Origin of the sequence: Paenibacillus sp. NPDC058174 (genome assembly GCF_042883865.1) — a bacterium.
Classification (GTDB): Bacteria; Bacillota; Bacilli; order Paenibacillales; family Paenibacillaceae; genus Pristimantibacillus.
The window spans coordinates 578,697-598,274 of record NZ_JBHVUY010000002.1; the positions used below are offsets into that span (position 1 = coordinate 578,697).

General features: G+C 48.4%; 12 protein-coding genes. 8 read left to right on the forward strand and 4 right to left on the reverse strand.

The window, feature by feature from the left end; all coding sequences use genetic code 11:
* Positions 1-45: 45 nt before the first annotated feature.
* Positions 46-1,047, reverse strand: coding sequence for an aldose 1-epimerase (locus tag ACFVVF_RS14070; protein ID WP_387810311.1), 1,002 nt, complete (start codon positions 1,045-1,047; stop codon positions 46-48).
* Positions 1,048-1,164: 117 nt separating this feature from the next.
* Positions 1,165-1,527, reverse strand: a complete 363-nt coding sequence (locus ACFVVF_RS14075; protein WP_042165970.1) for a LytTR family transcriptional regulator DNA-binding domain-containing protein — start codon at positions 1,525-1,527, stop codon at positions 1,165-1,167.
* A 181-nt stretch (positions 1,528-1,708) separates the two neighbouring features.
* On the opposite strand from ACFVVF_RS14075, the gene ACFVVF_RS14080 reads away from it, so the two are divergent.
* From ACFVVF_RS14080 to ACFVVF_RS14105, 6 genes are all read left to right on the forward strand, one after another.
* Entirely contained in the window at positions 1,709-2,779 is a 1,071-nt protein-coding gene (locus ACFVVF_RS14080) for a lactonase family protein (protein ID WP_387810315.1), read from the forward strand.
* Positions 2,780-2,821: 42 nt separating this feature from the next.
* Complete coding sequence (locus ACFVVF_RS14085) at positions 2,822-4,051, forward strand: MFS transporter (protein WP_387810318.1); 1,230 nt, start codon at positions 2,822-2,824, stop codon at positions 4,049-4,051.
* A 34-nt stretch (positions 4,052-4,085) separates the two neighbouring features.
* Positions 4,086-4,712 (forward strand): acetate uptake transporter family protein, encoded by a 627-nt coding sequence (locus tag ACFVVF_RS14090; RefSeq protein WP_387810321.1) that lies wholly within the window; start codon positions 4,086-4,088, stop codon positions 4,710-4,712.
* A gap of 95 nt (positions 4,713-4,807) precedes the next feature.
* A complete protein-coding gene (locus tag ACFVVF_RS14095) occupies positions 4,808-5,581 on the forward strand; it encodes a DUF2087 domain-containing protein (protein WP_387810324.1) in 774 nt (257 codons plus the stop codon).
* Between the two features lie 195 nt (positions 5,582-5,776).
* Complete coding sequence (locus tag ACFVVF_RS14100) at positions 5,777-6,982, forward strand: S-layer homology domain-containing protein (RefSeq protein WP_387810327.1); 1,206 nt, start codon at positions 5,777-5,779, stop codon at positions 6,980-6,982.
* Between the two features lie 866 nt (positions 6,983-7,848).
* Complete coding sequence (locus ACFVVF_RS14105) at positions 7,849-13,596, forward strand: fibronectin type III domain-containing protein (protein ID WP_387810330.1); 5,748 nt, start codon at positions 7,849-7,851, stop codon at positions 13,594-13,596.
* A 59-nt stretch (positions 13,597-13,655) separates the two neighbouring features.
* Here the strand turns inward: ACFVVF_RS14105 and ACFVVF_RS14110 are convergent, their stop codons facing one another.
* A complete protein-coding gene (locus ACFVVF_RS14110) occupies positions 13,656-14,819 on the reverse strand; it encodes an ROK family protein (RefSeq protein WP_387810333.1) in 1,164 nt (387 codons plus the stop codon).
* Between the two features lie 200 nt (positions 14,820-15,019).
* On the opposite strand from ACFVVF_RS14110, the gene xylA reads away from it, so the two are divergent.
* Together xylA and xylB are read left to right on the forward strand one after the other, a co-directional pair.
* Positions 15,020-16,333, forward strand: coding sequence for a xylose isomerase (gene xylA / locus ACFVVF_RS14115; RefSeq protein WP_387810336.1), 1,314 nt, complete (start codon positions 15,020-15,022; stop codon positions 16,331-16,333).
* An 18-nt stretch (positions 16,334-16,351) separates the two neighbouring features.
* Positions 16,352-17,848: a xylulokinase gene (gene xylB / locus ACFVVF_RS14120; protein WP_387810339.1), complete on the forward strand. Its 1,497-nt coding sequence runs from the start codon at positions 16,352-16,354 to the stop codon at positions 17,846-17,848.
* Between the two features lie 768 nt (positions 17,849-18,616).
* Here xylB and ACFVVF_RS14125 read toward each other — a convergent pair.
* Positions 18,617-19,510: a PAS domain-containing protein gene (locus ACFVVF_RS14125; protein WP_387810342.1), complete on the reverse strand. Its 894-nt coding sequence runs from the start codon at positions 19,508-19,510 to the stop codon at positions 18,617-18,619.
* Between the last annotated feature and the right edge of the window lie 68 nt (positions 19,511-19,578).

Below are 19,578 nucleotides of genomic sequence, written 5' to 3' on the forward strand. Positions count from 1 at the left end.
CGAGAGGGTATCTCAGCAGCCTTGCCTGTCTGCACAAAAGCTAAATTACAGCTGAACGACATACAGTCGTCCCGACTGCTCCCAAATGCCGCCTGGCTCGAGGGAGACCAAGCCGGTTTGTTCGGCCGGAAGATCGACATTCGGCGCGTTGACGAGGTTCAACTGCGGCTCCGGGCAAAAGAATTTGCCTGACGGATGCTGGTTCCATACCATCCACTGTTTGTAGCCTGTTCCCACATCATAGACAAGCTTTACGTTCTCGCGGCTGTCCGTCAGCTCCATCCGGTTGCTGCCGTTACGCGACTGCGCTGTGTAGTGATTGTCCATAGGCGCCCAGAACGGGTGAACGCCGGTCGTTTTGAGCGCTTCCTCTTCGGCTGTCATCGGCTGGAACTTGCCCGTTGGCAGCATGCGGTCGCTAAGCTCCCAGCGCTCGCCGACCGTGATCGTAATTTTGCAATCATCGGCAGTGCTGTTTGGCGCGAATGGCGCATTGATCGCCGTATGGAAGCCGATCATGTTAGGCATCGCTTCTTGGCCTTCATTATGTACCGACACGTGCTGCAGCAGCCCGTCAGCGTTAATCGAGTAGCGAAGCTTGATGGAGAACTGATGAGGCAGGTATTGGAAAATCGAATGGCTTTCGTCGACAGACAGCTTTAATACAACATAGCTTTCCGTTTTCGTAACGCCAAAGTCCTCAACGTTCCACACAGCCGTGTGTGCAAAGCCATGCAACGAGTTTCCGGTCCGAGGCTCATTAACCGGGAACTGGTATGTCCGTCCGTTCCATTCAAAGCGGCCGCCATCGTAGCGGTTCGGAGGGAACAGCAGCGGAATGCCGTGGATGCCGGGATTCGCTTTGAAGCCTTCCATTTCATCGGCTGCCGGCTCATGCAGAAAACGATAGTTTTTATCCGTATCGCGGAATGCGATTAGATTGGCTCCTACTTCGGGAAGTACAGCCGCTTGGTAGCTGTTCCACTCCAGCCATACTGCTTTTTCGCCATTAAAATCTTGCTCATATGCTTGTCCTTGTGCGCTCATTATGGACCTCCTAGTTATGAATGCGATATATCTCTGCCTAGAATAACAGGATCACCCGCAACAAACAACCGCCGCAATTCCGTTAGGGACGGAATGCGGCGGCTGCTTGGGTAATCATTATGGCGTAATGCGCAGTTCACTTTCGATCGCCCGCTGCATGAACAGCTTCTGAATAACATATTGCTTTCTGCGCGGTACTGGCAGCTGCTTGCATTCGGAGTGCTCGCCTCCAAAATAAACAATTCCGCCCGCGATCGATTTGATCTTGCCAATGTTGATGTAGATATTGGAGCTTACCTGGAAGAAGCTGCGCTCCTGTGTAAGCTTCTGAATCTGTTCGGCAGTCATTCTTTTCTTTATATTGTAGTTTCTGCCGTGAAAGCTAACCAACTCAAGCGAGCCGATCTTAAAGAAGAGCACATCCGATTCCAAATCGAAATCCTCATACACATTCCGTCCGCTCAGCGTCGAATTCATCATTCCGCATTCCCCCTTTTGAAATGTGAACCACTGAAATGTTAGCGCTTACATTATATCATGCCATCCGAACTTTGAAAAGCATTTTTTGGGCTGTAGGGATAATTCCCCTTGAATTGGGAATCAGGCAGGCTTATGCTAAAGGCATCGCTTTGCAAACTATTCGAAACGGAGTTGTTTGAACATGACGAGAAAGCCATTTGAGGGCCTTGTATATATCGGTTCCTACGGAACTGCGGAGGAAGCTACGGTCCGTGTGGCCCGGTTTGACGGGGCAGCGGGAACGCTGACTATAGAGCAGGAGCTGTCGTCCGCTGAAAACGCATCCTTTCTTGCTCTTCACCCATCAGGCGAGCGGCTTTATGCCGTGAGTGAAACAGCTGAAACAGACGGAGCTGCGGGAGGCTCGGTTATAGCCTATGCCGTTGATCCAGCGACCGGCAAGCTTACGCTTGTTAATCGCGAGCTGACGCATGGCGCTCATCCTTGCTATGTCAGCACGGATGCTGCAGGACAGTCCTTATACATAGCCAATTACACCGGGGGAAATGCTGCGCGTCTCCCCATTCAGAAGGATGGATCGCTGGCTCCCAATACAGCTTTGGTGCGTGAACAAGCGGAGCTGGGTCCAAACGCGGCTCGCCAAGAGGCTCCTCATGCGCATGCTATTGTTTCAAACGGCGATTTTGTCTATGTAACCGATCTAGGCACCGATTCAATTCATATTTACAAAGAAGAGAATGGCGGGCTGTCCTATCTATCCGCAGGCAAAACTCCTGCAGGAGCGGGTCCGCGCCATATCGAGTTTCATGCTGAGCTTCCTTATGCATACGTAATCAATGAACTAGATTCGACAGTGACGGTTTTTGAGGTTGATGGGTCGAACGGTCATTTAACCGCGATCCAGACCATTTCGGCGCTGCCGTCCGATTTTACGGGGAAAAGCGACGCAGCGGACATTCACTTGTCGCCATCGGGCCGCTTCCTGTACACTTCCAACCGCGGTCATGACAGCATCGCTGTATTTGCAGTAGACCAGCAAACCGGCTTGCTGACGGGTGTCCAGTATGAGCCTTGCGGCGGCCAAACGCCGCGTAATTTTGCAATCACGCCTGACGGCAGCCAACTGCTGGTTGCGCATCAGACGACAGGATCTATTTCTTTATTTGCTATTGACGAAGAGTCCGGAAAAATCACTTTACACGGCAAGCTGCTTGATGTGCAGTCGCCTGTCTGCATCCGTTTCGGAAAGTAAACGGCAGAATCATTTTGAGAAATATAAAGGAAGTGTCGGGGAGTGTCCGCTCAGTCATCATCAACATCGGCATCTGCTGCCGTTAAGCAAAGCACTGTTTTTTCTATTCTTGTTGCGATAAGCTCCGTTCATTTATTGAATGATTCGATGCAATCGGTCGTATCCGCGCTTTTTCCGATCGTAGAAAATTCGCTCGGCCTGAAGCTCGGGCAGATCGGCTGGATCGCTTTTACGCTGAACATGACTTCATCCGTGCTTCAGCCTGTCGTGGGCATTATATCGGATAAAAAGCCTGCTCCCTGGATGCTTCCAGCAGGGATGGCATGCAGTATGGCCGGGATGGTGGGGCTGGCGTATGCTCCGAATTTCTGGCTGCTGCTGCTCGCCGTCGTATTCGTTGGCTTAGGTTCCGCAGTCTTTCATCCGGAAGGTTCCCGCGTCGTGTATTTTGCGGCTGGAGGAAGAAGAGGGCTGGCCCAGTCGATCTATCAGGTAGGCGGGAATTTCGGTCAGGCATTGGCTCCGCTTATGACGATTTATATTTTCGTACCGTTAGGCCAGCGGGGAGCGGTGTTTGGCACCTTCCTGGCTATTGCGGCGATAATCATTTTGCTGAAAGTTGTTCCATGGTATTCTGTTCAGTTGGCCGATAAGGGCAAGCCCGCGCCAAAAGCCAAGGGCGGAGGTACGGCTGCCAGCCTGCAGCCACCTCTGTACAGCAATAAAACGATCGGTTTTGCGCTCGGACTTCTGCTCATTCTCGTATTTGCAAGATCATGGTATGCGGCCGGGATCGGCAGCTTCTATCAGTTTTTCCTGCAAAGTGAATATGGTCTGTCGATCAGGCAGGCGCAGGTACCGTTGTTTCTATTTATGGCCGCAGGCGTTGCGGGCACGTTTTTTGGAGGCATCTTGGCGGACCGGTTTGGCCGCAAGCAAATGATGCTTTTCTCCATTGCCGGCTCGGCGCCGTTTGCACTGCTGCTGCCGCATTTACCGATCGAGTGGGTGTATCCGGTTATTTTCGTGCTTGGCTTTATACTGCAATCCGGCTTTGCCGTCAGCGTCGTTTATGCTCAGGAGCTTATGCCGGGTAAAGTGGGGATGGCTTCCGGGCTTGTGACGGGTCTTGCTTTTGGAATGGGCGGTCTAGGTGCTATTGCTTTCGGAACAGCGGCAGATCATTATGGTCTGGCGGACGTTATGGTCGCATGCAGCGTACTGCCATTGTTCGGACTGCTGTCGATTATGCTGCCGAAAGATCGGCGGTAATGGAATAGAAGAGCATTGAGAAGGGGGACGAGGAGTGGCAGGGCGATTGGAAAAGAAGGCAGCCACTAAAGAAAACATAGTTACTGGCGTAGTTATAATTGTATTGCTGTTGGCCTTCTGGCTTCTGTATAAACTGGTGATCTACAAGTGGTTTGAGCGTAGTCACTTAACATTGGAATGGTATGCGATTGGCATTGTCCTGCTTCCTTGGCTGATCTTCACTCTTGGTCTTATTGTATTTAATTATAGAAAAGCAGCAATACGCGCTACTAAACTAGAGCTTGCCATAATTCTCCTATGGCTTACGATCATCCCATTTCCTTCTGCAGCGCTGCTCTTCGAAAATGACAAAGATACGCGGTATACTTACAATCGCTGGGTCAGCGAAGTGGAGCACCGCGAGATGATGCTTCCCGATCTGCTTAAACAGCGGGATTTAATCGGCATCAATCGCATGAAGGTCGTTGACCTTTTAGGCGCGCCGCATGAGCCTTACGATTATCAAGAAGGCGAACAGTTTATTTATTACATGGGAGTTGTACGAGAGACCGAGGACTCGGTGTTTCGGAAGCAGCTTGTGATCCAGTTTGACGAAAAAAATAAATCACGCAATTATGAAGTGAATGTCGTGGAACGGCCTAAACCCTCTCCTCCAGCCTAGCTGGAGAAAGAGGGTTTTTGTTATGTTGAAATTAAATAAACAAAAGTGTATATTGTTTATATAATAAATAGACGATATTTTGAGGTGTTTGTTTTATGGAGATGACTGAGCTGTTCTGGACCTTCAGTTTGGAGGAAATTAAGAAAGGGTATGCCTATATCGGGGAAAAGGGGCATAGCCGCTGTCTGATCTGCGGCGAGCAATTCGAGGAGGGGCAGGTATTCCGGCTGCCTGGGGAGGACAAATGGTACGATGCCCGTAGGTATGCTGCGTATCACGTTGAATCCGTGCATGGCTCCATGCTCGGTTACTTGCTTGGTCTGGATAAAAAAACGAATGGGTTAACTGATCTGCAGAAAGATCTGATTCGTGATTTTGCAGCGGGTTTGTCTGATGCGGAAATCGTCAAAAAAGCAGGGAGCGGCAGCGCTTCGACGATCCGCAACCATCGGTTTGTAATGAAGGAGAAAGCAAAGCAGGCGAAGCTGTTGCTGGCTGTCATTGAGTTAATGGAGGCTGGCGTGCCGTTGGAAACGCCAAAGTTTGTACCCGTTCACCGTAATGCGACGCAAGTCGATGAACGTTATGCGATAACGGAAGCGGAGCATCAGTCGGTGCTGAAGCAATATTTTCCGCAGGGGCTGGACGGTCCGCTTACTCATATTCCGCGCAAGGAGAAGAAAAAGATTTCAATTCTACGGCATATCGCTTCTTATTTTGAACCTGGGCAGAGATATACGGAGAAGCAAGTCAACGAGCAGCTGAAGAAATTCTGGGTAGACGATTATGTGACGCTGCGCCGCTATTTAATTCAGTATGGGTTTATGGACCGCGAGGAGGATTGCAGCGAATATTGGTTGAAGGTCTAGCAGCAGGAACGGGCGATGTGATTTCTATCGGAAAGCTGATAGATTTGTAATTGACAATAAATGAAAAAATAAGGTAATATGTAAATAATTTAGTAGCGAAGCACGCTAAAAGCCTAATCGGTTTTTTTGCGTGCTTTTTTTGTTATCCGATAATAAATGATTAACGATAAACAATGATGAAAGAGGGACTTTTCTATGAAAAAAGTATGGATTGGTTTGTTGAGTTTAGTTGTGCTTGCCGGGCTGTTGACGACGACTAGTTTCACCCGGGATGCCCGGGTGGAGGCTGCTGCCCCAAGCTTCAAAGACGTAACGGGCCACTGGGCACAATCCTCGATTAATACTGCTGCACAAGCCGGCATCCTTAACGGTTATCCGGATGGTACGTTTAAACCTGAGGGGACGATTACGAGGTCTGAGATGCTGAAAGTGATGGCTTTGACGGCACATATTGAAGTCGGCCCGGCAGCGGCTGGAAAGCCGTGGTACACGCCTTTTCAAGCAGCTTTGACTGATGCCAAGGTGTATGCGGCTGGAGATTTTTCTGGTGATATAAACAAGCCAGCTACCCGTCTGGAACTGGCGAAGCTCTCTATGCGTGTAGCAAAAGCAGACTATCGAGGTAAAAAGCTTTCGAATGACGAGCTGTTGTTCAGAGCAGTTAATGCAGGATTACTGTCACGTACTGGCGCAAAGGCAGAAACAATCGAGCCTAACGGCACGACAACGCGCGCGCAGGCTGCTGTGCTAGTTACTAGGCTATTAAAGCTTGAAAAGGGAGAGAAGCTCGCGGTTGACCAAGGCGCATCAAGCGCTGCGGAGATTGCTTGGCATCAGCATAATATGATTACGATGTTCGATCAGGATGATTTGGTGAAGTTTCCTTATTCGATTGATATAAATTCGAAATATAGAGTTTCGATTGAACAACTGACGATTCTTGATCCGTTGGATAAGAAGGGTTTTTTTTCAGAGTATCTTGAAGGTGCGGATTACTACGGTGATGCGAATCCGGAAACGGGGTATGTGTTTGCATATAAATTAAAAGGAGAAAGCCTTTTAAATTCTACAGGGGAAAGTCAAGTAATTAAAAGTAGTTTTTATATGTATACAGAAGCAAGTAAGGGCATTGTACAAGTAAGTGAAAAATTTTCATATCCTGATGGTCAATTAATTGACAGAAACGGAATTTATGAAAATAGAAAAGTGCTCGATCTATCTAAAAAAGGAAACGTAGGGTATAACTACTATCTGCCTTTTGTAAGTAAACAATATATAAAAGAGCAGATCAAACAATACGGCGGCATTTCAATTCATTTAGAAAAATTTGGAGGATCATTTGGAGATAAGAAATATCAAATATATCTGACGGATGTGAAGGATATATGGTTCAAAAAATAAAATTCAAAACTTTAGTTTCTGTTGTCGTGTTATTATCATTCATTATTAATTTATATCCGAATACAGCAAAGGCAGCGGTAGTCGAAACGATTACTAGGAGTGAGAAACTATCTTTTAGCCAAGCATTGAATCAAGATGCATCTCTAGTAAATATAAATAAAGAACTGAATATTCCAGATGGTTACAAACCAAAATCCTATCAATTATGGATGATGGTAGCAAGCATTTCCTCAGATCAGAAGAAGCATTTAAATCTTACTCAGCGTGGTACAACATTCAATTTATCAGGAAATACTCTGAATATCAGCAACATACCTGGATCTAAAGTAATTTTAACTAACGATAATGGACATCAATCAGATATGTACTATGTAGTTAACCGGAGAACAAATGGTACAGAATGGGTGGTTGGACGAAGCAGTAATGGTGGAGGAACCTATTTTGTCACACCTCAAAGAGCAGATAATTGCTGGAACGGAAGCGAAACAATTTGTCCTGGAGAATTGCCGACTAAAGATAATACAGGGAAAGCAATCGATAATAAAGTAAGAAGCCTTAAAATAGTATCTGGTGTTAATACAACAGGTTACGCTATCGAAGAAAGTAATGAATTTCAAGGTCCAACTAGCTACACTTTTGATTACGCTGATAAAAGGATGAGTGTTTATAAAAGTGTAGTTATTCCAAACTCCATTGATATTACTGATGCGAAACCTATTGGAAAACACCAGGTTTTGAGTTTTGGAAAAGGAAAGTCTGGATTTGGTAAGGTCGAGGTAGCAGTTCCGCTAACAAGAGACAATAGAATATTTGAAGAAGAATCTTGTAATGGTTGCACTGGAAAGGCAATAGCAATTAAATATATCATGAAAACAGATACTAAGTGGAAAGCCGAATCCTACTACTACGAAGGCGAAGTCCGCGTCACCTACGAAAAACTCCCGCCCAAGGACAAGCCTCTCGTGGACTGCTCTTGTACTTCAGATCCGTCCACTGTCCGATTTGCAGACAAGGACATTGCTGCAACGTCAACACTAACGGCCGCAGTTGCTCAAAAGGGTAGTCTCCGAGTGAAAGAGTGGAAGCTCTACGGTCGGCTCGCGGATTGTACACAACTGCAGACGCAAACGCTGGGCGCTTTGGACAAAGTGACCTATAAGTTCTCTTTCAACATCCCAAAGGCAAAAATGATAGACGGTGATACTTATACCGAAACCTACGTCATGCGCGCAATTATTTATTTTACCGACGGGAGCAGCGTCGAGGATGTCATCGAGTGTTCAACGGTAATTACTCGACCGGGTGCGACACCGCAGCCTAGTCCGGGAAGCACACCAGAGCCGACACTTAAACCAAGGCCTGTCATGAAAATCAATGCGGATTGGAGCCCAGGTTCCATCTTCACTGGCGAAACTTCAACGCTGGATGCAATGGGAGAAAACTTCAATGACTGGACTTGGACGTTCAGCGACAATTTAGATCCAAAAATTATAGATAAAAGAGGCCTCCAATATCCTCAATTGAAATTTGATGAGCCAGGCGCGTATACAGCCGTGATCAAAGCAACTAATGAATATGGGGATGAGAAATCAGCAACTGCTATTTTATACGTTAACGATCCGAAGCCTGTCGCTGTTATCTCTGGCGTTACTCGTTGGATTCAAGGACGCCCGCTGCCAGCGCCGCATCATTTGAATAATTCCTATACACCGCTGTCGTCTAAAGGTGTTACCATCGATCACAGCAAGTCAGAAAAGAAGTACAAGAAAAACGACGATGCTTATTATACGGTTGCTCCATATCCTGCTGTTGCACCCATGGAGCTTGGCAATTATACACTTGCCGGGAAGGTATATGATTCGGAGGGCCGAGAAAGCGAATGGGCAACCTATCCGCTGGAGATTGTGGCGGATGAGCCGCCAACTGTCGAAATTTTTGCTTCGGAAACAGGTATTCGAAAGTCCGATCTGCTGTTAATTATTAACGCGCAAAGTCCGGATGGGGACATTATCACGCGTTTATCGGTTGAAGAACGGTATGATCAGAACAATGACGGCAATTTTGAAGATGAGGCATGGAAAGTCATTTATAACGGTGTGTACAAAGAATCCGTTAATGTGCGGTACAACACATTGGGCCATAGGCAATATCGTGCCACCGTTACCGAAGATTATGGACTTACCGGCACATCGAATATTGCCCATACCGAAATCATCAATCTGGCGCCGGAGGCCGATTTTACGGCAAATGGCATTACGCAGCAGCCGGATCAAGGGGAAGAGAGCACAGTGCCGGTTCTCCATTATTCGCCTCAATCTATTCTGCGCTCTTGGACGTTGAAGAGGCCGTATGTCGGCGGGGCAGAGAATAAGGCTGGCTGGAAGGTTGATGGCAACAGCCTGAAAACTCGAAATGCGGTATGGGCTAGCTTTGATAAACCCTACAATCTTGCCGCCAACTTAAAGAAACAGCCTTTTTGGGAAATCCCAGCGAAACCAGTAGGGATGTATGGATGGACAGTTCCCGGCACAGCATCACAAGTTTATCCGGGCTATCGCATGATTTTGCATTATACAGGCTCGTACAATTCATACAATCAGGACGAGTCTGATGGTTACCTTGTCGAGGTAGACGCGCGAACAGGCAAACAACTAGCTGAGCATCGTATACCTGGCAGATATTCCACCAACCTGCTAGATTACGATAACAGCGGCGAGAAATTTTATTCGTATTTCGATAACAATCTTTATTTGCTTAATCTCGATGGACAAGTTTTAGACGTCTACCCGCAATTTATGGTACATGGACAAGATAAAAGCGTTTCTGGCGGCTGGGGCGGGCCGGGCCTGCAATTCAAATTCTCCAAAGATAAAAAAACGCTTTATATGGCCTATGGCGTTACAACAAAAGAAAGTAATGTCTACAGTCAAAGACGTTCGATTTATGTCATAAAATATTCGCTGACACAGAAAACGCTATTATGGTCAACTATCATTTATCAAGATGATCGAGAATTGACGTTGACCAATGTAAGGGGTATTGCCGAAAATGATAATGGTGATGTGTTTGTCACCTACCAATATGCCCCTGTTATGTTTTCCAAACAAGCGTATATGAATGGCTTTGCCGCTTTAAATGCGAATGGCATCATTAAAAATAGTTATCAAGGCCCGATTGGAGGAATATCTCCGCCTGCAGTTTCGGATGATGGTCAATACGTCTATATGTCAGGTGTAAATGCCCACAACCAATTTAGTGATATGTATCTTTATTATTTCGGATTATTCGTCTACAACAATGTAACCAATCAATTTTATTTATCACAGACCGATAGCCATACGGCGAGCGGTCCTTATGTATCTCCTACCATTTATCAAAATCCTGTTGTACGGCGAGACGGCACGGTATATAGCCCAGCATACGGTACGTTTACGAAAACAGGCGTGCGTATAGCAGGAATAGATTTCTTAAATTATAACGTAGGTAACGATCCGACTGATCCGCCGGAGGCACTGCCGAATGAATTCGAAATAAATAAATCATCTTATGGTGCTAACGCTTACCTGCAAGCTTTTGAACAACCAAACGGCAAACTGGTTCGAATGGAAAACTGGATAAGATGGCAGAAGGGTAATAATTCCGGTAAATACTATACGCCATTTTTTGCCCTAGCTAATGGAACGGATGTAACTTCTTATTTGGGCGAGAAGACGAATCAATATTACTACAACCATGATTATTTTGATGGAGTGACCTATTTTTATCAGGCTACAACTTTTAACCGCGCTAGCAGAGTAGCGCCTGACGGATCTATTTATTTAAGTGCAACGATGACGAAATTTCAACCGGGTAGTATAGGGCAAATTGCAACATCGGTTATCGTTCCATTTACAGGTGAATCATCCGGCGAGCTGCCGCGGCTAGTGGATGACAACACTGTCGAGATTGATAGTGAAACTTGGGGCGGCTTGCTCTATGATCCAAACGATACCATGCGGAATCAAGTACTTGAATTCGACGTCGCCGTGGGTGGTCTAAATAACGACAAATCAATCGGTGCCGCCATCCAGATCCAGGACGAAAAGAATATGTACAGCATGGAGTGGAGTCCAAGCAAGCTTAGTTTGTTCAAAGTCATCAGCGGAATCAAGACCGAGCTGGGCAGCACGACGATGGTACGTGCATCGAATGTACCCTATAAATTCAAGCTGGAGGCGATCGCCGGAACGATCCGCTTATCCGTCAATGGCGTTGCAAAGCTCGAGGCTGCAGACAGCAAGTTTGTGCGCGGATCAGCCGGCATTATGTCACTAGGCCAACAGCAAGCGGCATTCAGCAATGTAAAGCGTACCAACTACGGAACGACCGTTCCGGAGGAAACGTTCGAAGCTGTACTCGTTGGCGAGCAGATCGACTATAAGAAGCTGTTCAACGATCCAGAAGCTGATGTGAAAAATGCGGAGGAATGGACGTACAAGCATGATCCGAATTATTTTGCCAATCCGCTCGGATTAAGCCAATACGATGGGAGAACGCTGCCGCAAACCTTGAACAGTCTGGACAAGCCAGGGTTGTTCGAGATTACGTACCGTGCGCAGGATAAGCAGCCTTCTCCCTTTGGTTCCTATCAATTATTTTCGGCTCCCGTTACAAAAAGCTTGTATGTGCATCGCAGACCAATTGCTCAGCCGAATGTAAAATTCACTGGCATCGTTTATCCCGAAGGGGAAGCACTGGATTATCTGACGAACGATACGTCTTATGATCCAGATGTTCCAGATCGGCTTGCTGACCGGATTTTCCGGACAAGATGGGCGGATCAAGCAACATGGACGACGGGGGAAAGGCTGCTGTATAACCGGCCAGGTGTTGAGCTCATCGTCCAAGAACAGGTCAAAGACTTGCATGGCGCATGGAGCTATTGGGGCGAGACTCGTGTGTACAAAGACGCGCTGCCGCCTGTCAATCAGACCAAACCGCGTATGACCATTACGGTGCCGAACGGGACGTCGGCTGCGCCAACTGTTCTCATCACCGATCCGACTGTGAAATGGATATACAAGGATGACCAGAATGACCCGCAAGAGCTGTACCGCTTGATCTTTACTTATGTCGATAACGGCAAGCAAGCGTTCTACACGCAAGGCATTGGAGATGATGTGACCTACGAGGTACCGACAGGAACGATAGATGAAGGGCGCGTTGTTAAAATACACGGCTACGTGTATTCCAACGGTGTCTGGTCGGATGCGAGCAATTCGGTCTATTTCATTCTAGACTTGCCGCCTGTTACGCAACTCTTAAGCTTTAACGGACCGAAAGCTTCTGAACCGGTCTATACGAATAACAACCGGCCGGAGCTGCGCGTACGTGTTACCGATCCGGAGAATCATCCGATTGCGAGCATAGACTATGAGGTTTTCTACAACTCTACGGGTACACAAGTCATCGATACCAATGCTTTGACAGCGGCTACTAGCTATAGACCGCCTGCCGGTTTGCAGGAGGGCCTGCATCATTGGCGGGCGAGAGCAAATGACGGCTATCTATGGGGGCCATATAGTACGAACGGTTATTTCTTTGTCGATACCGTGCGGCCGGATGATGTCGATGAGCAACTGGACATTAAGCCAACCTCCGTTACGGTCAAATGGAATGCGTTCCGCGATGCGCAGCCGTCGTCGGGGCATGCCGCCCGAACCTTTTATATGCAGAAGGTTAACCCGGATCGTTCGGTTACAGCCATTGATTTGAATGGCGACGGTACGCCGGAGTATAGTCTGCCATTGTCCAAGACGACGAATTCCTATCAGGTGAAAGGGCTGGTGCCGGGACAGGAGTACCGGTTAACGGTGATTGATTATGATGTGGCCGGAAACGAAGGGCAGTATGCGTACATTTATTTCAAAACCAACTCCCCGCCAACAGGTGATTTCAAGTGGTCGCCTGATCCTGTATTTGAAGGCGATACAGTTCGGTTCTACTCTATCGTGAGCGATCCGGATCGAGATGATTTGGATGTTGTATATGAATTGACCAGTCCCCAAGGGGTCAAAAAAACATTTTCCTATGTATTGGGCTATCCTTATGCGGATACAGGGCCAACTTATCGGATGCTCGATGTAGGGGAGTGGACGATCAAGCTGACGGTAAGTGATCGCTTAGCTCCGCCGGTTGTCGTTACGAAAAAGCTGACCGTCTATGAGCTGAAGCTCAAAGGCTTCGTCAAGCATACGCCGCTTTGGGAGCAATACCGCCAAGCCTTCAACGCCTCAAAGCCGCCTAATGATGCTTCAATAAGGCCGCCGCAAATGTTCTGGGCCGGCGAAAAGTTTATGCTGGAGGCGGAGACGACCGATACGCGTACGGATACGTTTGCTGAGCGGGTTGAGGTGAAAATGCTGCGTTATGCACTGGACCTGACCAGCCAGAATACGTCCAGTACACGCTGGAAGGGCGAGCTGTGGGAGGAGTCCTTCGAGAAGCTTAGGAACGGGACAATTACATTTGTATTCACCGTCTATTACAGTAATGGAATCGTGAAGACCGATCAGGTGGACATTGAAATCTCAGGAACGGTCTATGATTACTTGCAAATTCATCGGGTAAGATAGCAGAAAAGGGGAACCGGAAAGTGCGGGTTGATTCGCACTGACCGGTTCCCCTTTGCATTCTAACTGCTGCGCAGCTTTTCTAAAAAGCGGCTGATCGCATAATAGGCCGCGCCGCGTACAGCCGATTGGTCCTGCAGCTCCGCGAACAGCAATTGCAGCCGTTCCCGATGATAGGGAAGAGTGCGTTTTGCGACGGATTGCTGCACCGCTTCCTCCAGCCAAGCTTGCGCCCGGCTCATCCGGTTGCCGATAATGACGACGTCTGGGTTGAATACATTGACGATATTGGAGATGCCTGCCCCCAGATAATCTCCGATGGAGCGGAAGAGCTGCTTCACTTGTTCGTTCCCGTCTTCTGCAGCTTGCAGCAAATCTTCCAGATTGTCGAAGCCCAGCGGCTTCGCCCGTTCGAGCAGTGCATTCTCAGAGGCGTAAAGCTCCCAGCAGCCTTTATTGCCGCAGCGGCAGGGCTTACCGTCGTATTCGATGGATAGATGGCCAAGCTCACCGGAAAAACCCGATGCCCCTTTATATAGCTCTTTATTCAAGATGATGCCGGTGCCGATACCAATGCCAACGCTGACATAAATCTGATGGGCAATGCCTCGGCCTGCACCATATTTCTGCTCGCCCTGAGCACCTGCGTTCGCTTCGTTGTCGATGGTAACGGGTACTTGAAAACGCTCCTCCAGTATTTGCTGGAGCTCGACCTGCTTCCAGTCCAAATTGGGTGCAAACAGCATAGCGCCTTTATCATCGACGATGCCCGGAACGCCAACTCCGATACCGACAATACCGTAAGGGCTGACCGGGGCCAGCGCTTTCAGCTCATCAATACACTCAATTAATTGCTCCAGTGTAAAATCCAGCGCATGCTTCTTCAGGCTGCGCTGCGATTCTCCCAGTACTTGGCCCTCAAGGTCAGTCAGTACGCCGCGTATATAGTTAACGCCAAGGTCGATGCCGATCGCATGTCCTGCTTGTCCGTTAAACAGCAGCATGACGGGCTTGCGGCCGCCGCTGGATTGTCCAGGCCCGATCTCCAGCACCAGATGGCTGTCGATCAAATCTTGTACGAGACTGGAGACCGTCGCTTTATTGAGTCCGGACAGCTCCGAGATTTGCGCCCGGGATAGCGGAGCGTTCTTTCGTACGGCGTCGAGGACGATGGAAGTATTTATTTTTTTAATCAGGGTCAAATCGCCTGTCGTAGTCACTTTCAAGAGCAGATAGCCTCCGTCCGTTAATCCATTATTCGTCATTGTACCACGAAACTAGCCGCAGACAGCGTTTAAACGGCTTGAAAAAATTATAACATAAATTCTTTGTTTGTTTAATAGACAAACTAAGTATCCTCATGTTATTCTCTAGGTGAGCGTTTTCATAAAACCTATTCAACTACCTTTAAGGAGGCCATTTATTCATGACTTACTTCGCGAATATCGGCAAAATTCAATTCGAGGGCAAAGGCTCTGACAATCCGTTTGCATTCAAACACTATGATCCAAACCAAGTTGTACTGGGCAAAACGATGGAAGAGCATCTTCGCTTTGCAGTCGCTTATTGGCATACATTCAACGCTAACGGCACGGACCCGTTTGGTGCGGCTACGATGGTTCGCGGCTGGGATAAATATGATGGCCTGGACCGTTCGAAAGCACGCGTGGAAGCTAACTTCGAATTCCTTGAGAAGCTGAACGTTCCTTTCTTCGCATTCCATGATGTAGACATTGCTCCGGAAGGCGCAACGCTGCAAGAAACGAATAAAAACCTCGACGTTATCGTCGCTTTGATGAAAGACCAAATGAAGCAATCCGGCAAAAAACTGCTATGGAACACAGTTAACATGTTCTCCAACCCTCGTTTTGTACACGGTGCGGGAACAGCCGTTAATGCTGACGTATACGCTTATGCAGGCGCGCAATTGAAAAAAGGTCTGGAAGTCGGCAAAGAGCTTGGCGCCGAAAACTATGTATTCTGGGGCGGCCGCGAAGGCTATGAGACGCTTCTGAACACAGACATGGGCTTCGAGCTTGACAACCTGGCACGCCTGTACCACATGGCAGTTGCTTACGCGAAGGAAATCGGCTTTGATGCACAATTCCTGATTGAGCCTAAGCCTAAAGAGCCAACGAAGCACCAATATGACTATGATGCGGCAACGACGATTGCATTCCTCCAAAAATACGGCTTGAAAGATCACTTCAAGCTGAACCTGGAAGCCAACCACGCTACGCTGGCTGGCCACACGTTCGAGCACGAAATCCGTACAGCTGCAATCAACGGCATGCTGGGATCGCTTGACGCGAACCAAGGCGACCTGCTGCTTGGCTGGGATACCGATGAATTCCCTACCGACCTGTACTCCACAACCTTGACGATGTTTGAAGTGCTGAAAGCTGGCGGCATCGGACGCGGCGGCGTAAACTTCGACGCAAAAGTCCGTCGCGGCTCGTTCGAAGCGGATGATCTGTTCCTGGGCCATATTGCCGGCATGGACAGCTTCGCATGGGGCTTGAAAGCTGCTGCGAAACTGATTGACGAGAAAATTCTCGACAATATCGTCGACAACCGCTACCGTACATTTAAAGAAGGCATCGGCGCCGACATCGTTGCTGGCAAAGCAACGCTTGCTTCGCTGGAGCAATATGCGCTGCAAAACAATCCGATCAAGAATGAATCCGGCCGTCAAGAACGGATCAGACTGATGCTGAGCGAAGTTATTTTCAGCGTATAGTCGAGAGGAGCTCATCTTATGAGTTATGTTATTGGGATAGATCTGGGAACGAGTGCCGTTAAGGCGCTGCTCGTCGACCGGAAGGGAACGGTGGCTGCCGAAACTTCGCGCAGCTATCCGCTCTTCCATGAGCATACGGGCTGGAGCGAGCAAAAGCCGGATGACTGGGTGACTGCGACGATCGAGGCGCTTCGCGAGCTTGTAGAGACACAGGGCGTGACGGCTGAGCAAATCGAGGGCATCAGCTTTTCCGGACAAATGCACGGCCTGGTGCTGCTTAATGAAGCGGGCGATCCGATTCGCAACGCGATATTATGGAACGATACCCGTACGACAGAGCAATGCCGCGAAATCGAGCGTACGCTTGGTGACAAGCTGCTTTCTATTACGCGCAATCCGGCGCTGGAAGGCTTCACCTTGCCGAAAATTTTATGGGTTCGCCAATACGAACCTGATGCCTTCAAGGATGCGAAGCTGTTCCTGCTGCCGAAGGATTATGTGCGCTACCGGTTGACCGGTGAACTGCATATGGATTATTCCGATGCAGCGGGTACGCTTTTGCTGGATGTTGCAGGTAAACAATGGAGCCAAGATGTGCTTGATGCCTTTGACCTGTCGGCTAGCTTCTGCCCGGCACTAGTGGAGTCGCATGGACAAACGGGAACTTTGCTTGAGGCTGTGGCGTCTGAGACAGGCTTGCTGCCTTCGACCAAGGTGTTTGCCGGCGGTGCCGACAACGCTTGCGGGGCAATCGGCGCTGGCATACTGACTGAAGGTCTGACCTTGTGCAGTATCGGTACATCAGGCGTTATTCTCTCCTATGAGAACGACAGGGATAAGGATTTCCGCGGCAAAGTCCACTTCTTCAACCATGGCAAGGAAGATTCATTCTACGCTATGGGCGTCACGCTTGCAGCAGGCTACAGCTTGAGCTGGTTCAAAAAGACTTTTGCAACGGGCGAGTCGTATGACCAATTGCTTCAAGGCGTTGGCGAAGTGCAGCCAGGCGCAAAAGGCTTGCTCTTTACGCCATATCTTGTAGGCGAGCGGACGCCACATGCCGATCCTTCCATTCGCGCCAGCTTTATCGGCGTGGACGGCTCGCATGAGCGGATTCATTTTGCCCGGGCAGTGATGGAGGGAATTACGTTCTCGCTGAACGAGTCGGTCGATATGTTCCGCAGCGCGGGCAAAACGGTCGATACGATCGTATCGATCGGCGGAGGTGCGCAAAACCCGGCATGGCTGCAAATGCAGGCCGATATTTTCGACGCAACGGTTGTTGCTCTTGAGAATGAACAGGGTCCGGGTCTTGGTGCAGCAATGCTTGCGGCATACGGCTGCGGCTGGTTCGACAGCTTGGAGGCATGCGCTTCCCAGTTCGTCAAACATGCATCCTCGTATACGCCTCAGCCAGAGGCGGTTGAGACTTACAAAGGCTTATTCCGCATCTACCAGCAGGTCTACGCGCAAACGCGCAGCTTGAACGAGGCGCTGGTCGCTTACCGGAGCTAGTAATTGCAGCAATGGCTGGATTTGAATGTTTATAAAACGCGAGCTTGCACCGTTCTTCCTTTATTGGAGGAACGGTCTTTTTTTGCGCGAAAACTGCCTCGCTAATGCGAAGCTTGTTTGGTATTGCGGCAGCGGGCTGGCGCATTGCGAAGTTCGTTTGTTTTTCGGCTGTTGGCGTGTAATTACCGTGAACTTATCTTCGCTATTTAACTAAGCAGGTTCGTTCTGCGGTTGTTGAACGTGCGCATTGCGAAGCTGATTCGCTATTTTACGAAGCTATGTTCGCTGTGCGGGGGGTAATTGGAGTGCATGTCAGCTATAGCGAACCTTTCTTCGCATTTCGTGAACCTGAGTTCTCGAAATGCGAAGAAAGGTTCGCTGGAGGTTGAGCCGGTTTGGCATTCATGCGTATTTGTGAAGACAGCTTCGCTAAATAGCGAAGCAGGTTCGTTGTTTGGCTGTCGGTGGATTTATTGTGAACCCCGCTACGCTAATTAGCGAAATTGTTTCGTTAATTAGTTGTCGGCAGACGTATCGTGAACCCTTCTACGCTAAATAGCGAAGGAAGATGGTTAATCCGGCAGAGTGCAGTGCGGTACATATCATGTTAATCCCCACTAACAAGTATCCCTGTAAAGTAAATTAACGTACAGCTTTGCGCCTTATATTGGGCACCGGGTAACGTTCATCCAGCGCCAAGAAAAGAACTAGAATGATTCGCGAGTAATGCTGTGAAGCAGCCTTAGGCTGTAGATTGCTCGGCCCAAGCTAGCGTTTGAAGCTGCTCCAGATCGATTCGGGCTTAACACCCAGCTCTCCGGCAATTAATTCCGCTGTTAGACGCTGAGGCTTTTTGATTTTGCCGTTGCGGATTTTAGAGATGGTCGTCAGCGAGATCAGCGTGGATTGGGCTAGCGAAGTGGCGGAAATATTTTTGTTAAGCATGAGCATGCGAAGCTTGTAGGACGAATCTTCATCCTGAGCATGCAGATTCAGCTCTGTAATGATGATTGAGAAACTCCGAAAGGTTTTGTTGCCGTAATAGAAAGGTTTTATGAGCGCTGAAGCCAGATAAGATTTATCGCTGATGGACATTCGCAGCTCCATTTGCTCCTCAGAGCCGTTCTTGCGGGCATTTTCCATTACACGGCGCAGCGGCTTGACGCTATCCTCCGTTACAAAATCGAACATTAACTGATTGACCAGACTAGAGGTCCGCTGCTTGAGCGGCGTATAGTAGCGCTTGGCATCCATAATCCGATACTGTTCGGATACGCTCAAAGTCATTACAATCTGATTCTCTTGGGCAAAATCGTCTATCCAATTCAGCTCGGACAAATCTTTGCAGCTGACGATATAGCCGGTCAAATTATCCTCCTGCAGCTTTCGGCATGTCAGTTTTACTGGAATCGGCGCAGTAAGGCGTGCAATCAGCTCCCATTCGAAGGAAGAATCGCCTTCCTCTGCGGTTAACTGCGTCATGAGATGATGGAAGGGGAGGCCGTCCTTCAACAGACTGTCCGGATCAATATCGGTGAGCTCGTTGTTCTTATATCCGCTCAGTAAGGTGAAAGCTTCATTAACATCACGAACGTACCAACGGCTGTGTTCGAATTCTACGATCATCATGGGGTCGTCCAGCATATCAAAAATGTTGTACATCTAGATGGCACCACCTTGGCGTTTATTGGTCTAAAAAAGTATATGATATGTTTTATCACTATTTGAGT

What these genes read in the sequence shown, in the direction of transcription:
- ACFVVF_RS14075 (WP_042165970.1), bottom strand. Translation starts at nt 1,527, where the DNA reads ATGATGAATTCGACGCTGAGCGGACGGAATGTGTATGAGGATTTCGAT.
- ACFVVF_RS14095 (WP_387810324.1), top strand. Translation starts at nt 4,808, where the DNA reads ATGGAGATGACTGAGCTGTTCTGGACCTTCAGTTTGGAGGAAATTAAG.
- ACFVVF_RS14105 (WP_387810330.1), top strand. Translation starts at nt 7,849, where the DNA reads ATGAAAACAGATACTAAGTGGAAAGCCGAATCCTACTACTACGAAGGC.
- ACFVVF_RS14070 (WP_387810311.1), bottom strand. Translation starts at nt 1,047, where the DNA reads ATGAGCGCACAAGGACAAGCATATGAGCAAGATTTTAATGGCGAAAAA.
- ACFVVF_RS14125 (WP_387810342.1), bottom strand. Translation starts at nt 19,510, where the DNA reads ATGTACAACATTTTTGATATGCTGGACGACCCCATGATGATCGTAGAA.
- ACFVVF_RS14080 (WP_387810315.1), top strand. Translation starts at nt 1,709, where the DNA reads ATGACGAGAAAGCCATTTGAGGGCCTTGTATATATCGGTTCCTACGGA.
- xylB (WP_387810339.1), top strand. Translation starts at nt 16,352, where the DNA reads ATGAGTTATGTTATTGGGATAGATCTGGGAACGAGTGCCGTTAAGGCG.
- xylA (WP_387810336.1), top strand. Translation starts at nt 15,020, where the DNA reads ATGACTTACTTCGCGAATATCGGCAAAATTCAATTCGAGGGCAAAGGC.
- ACFVVF_RS14100 (WP_387810327.1), top strand. Translation starts at nt 5,777, where the DNA reads ATGAAAAAAGTATGGATTGGTTTGTTGAGTTTAGTTGTGCTTGCCGGG.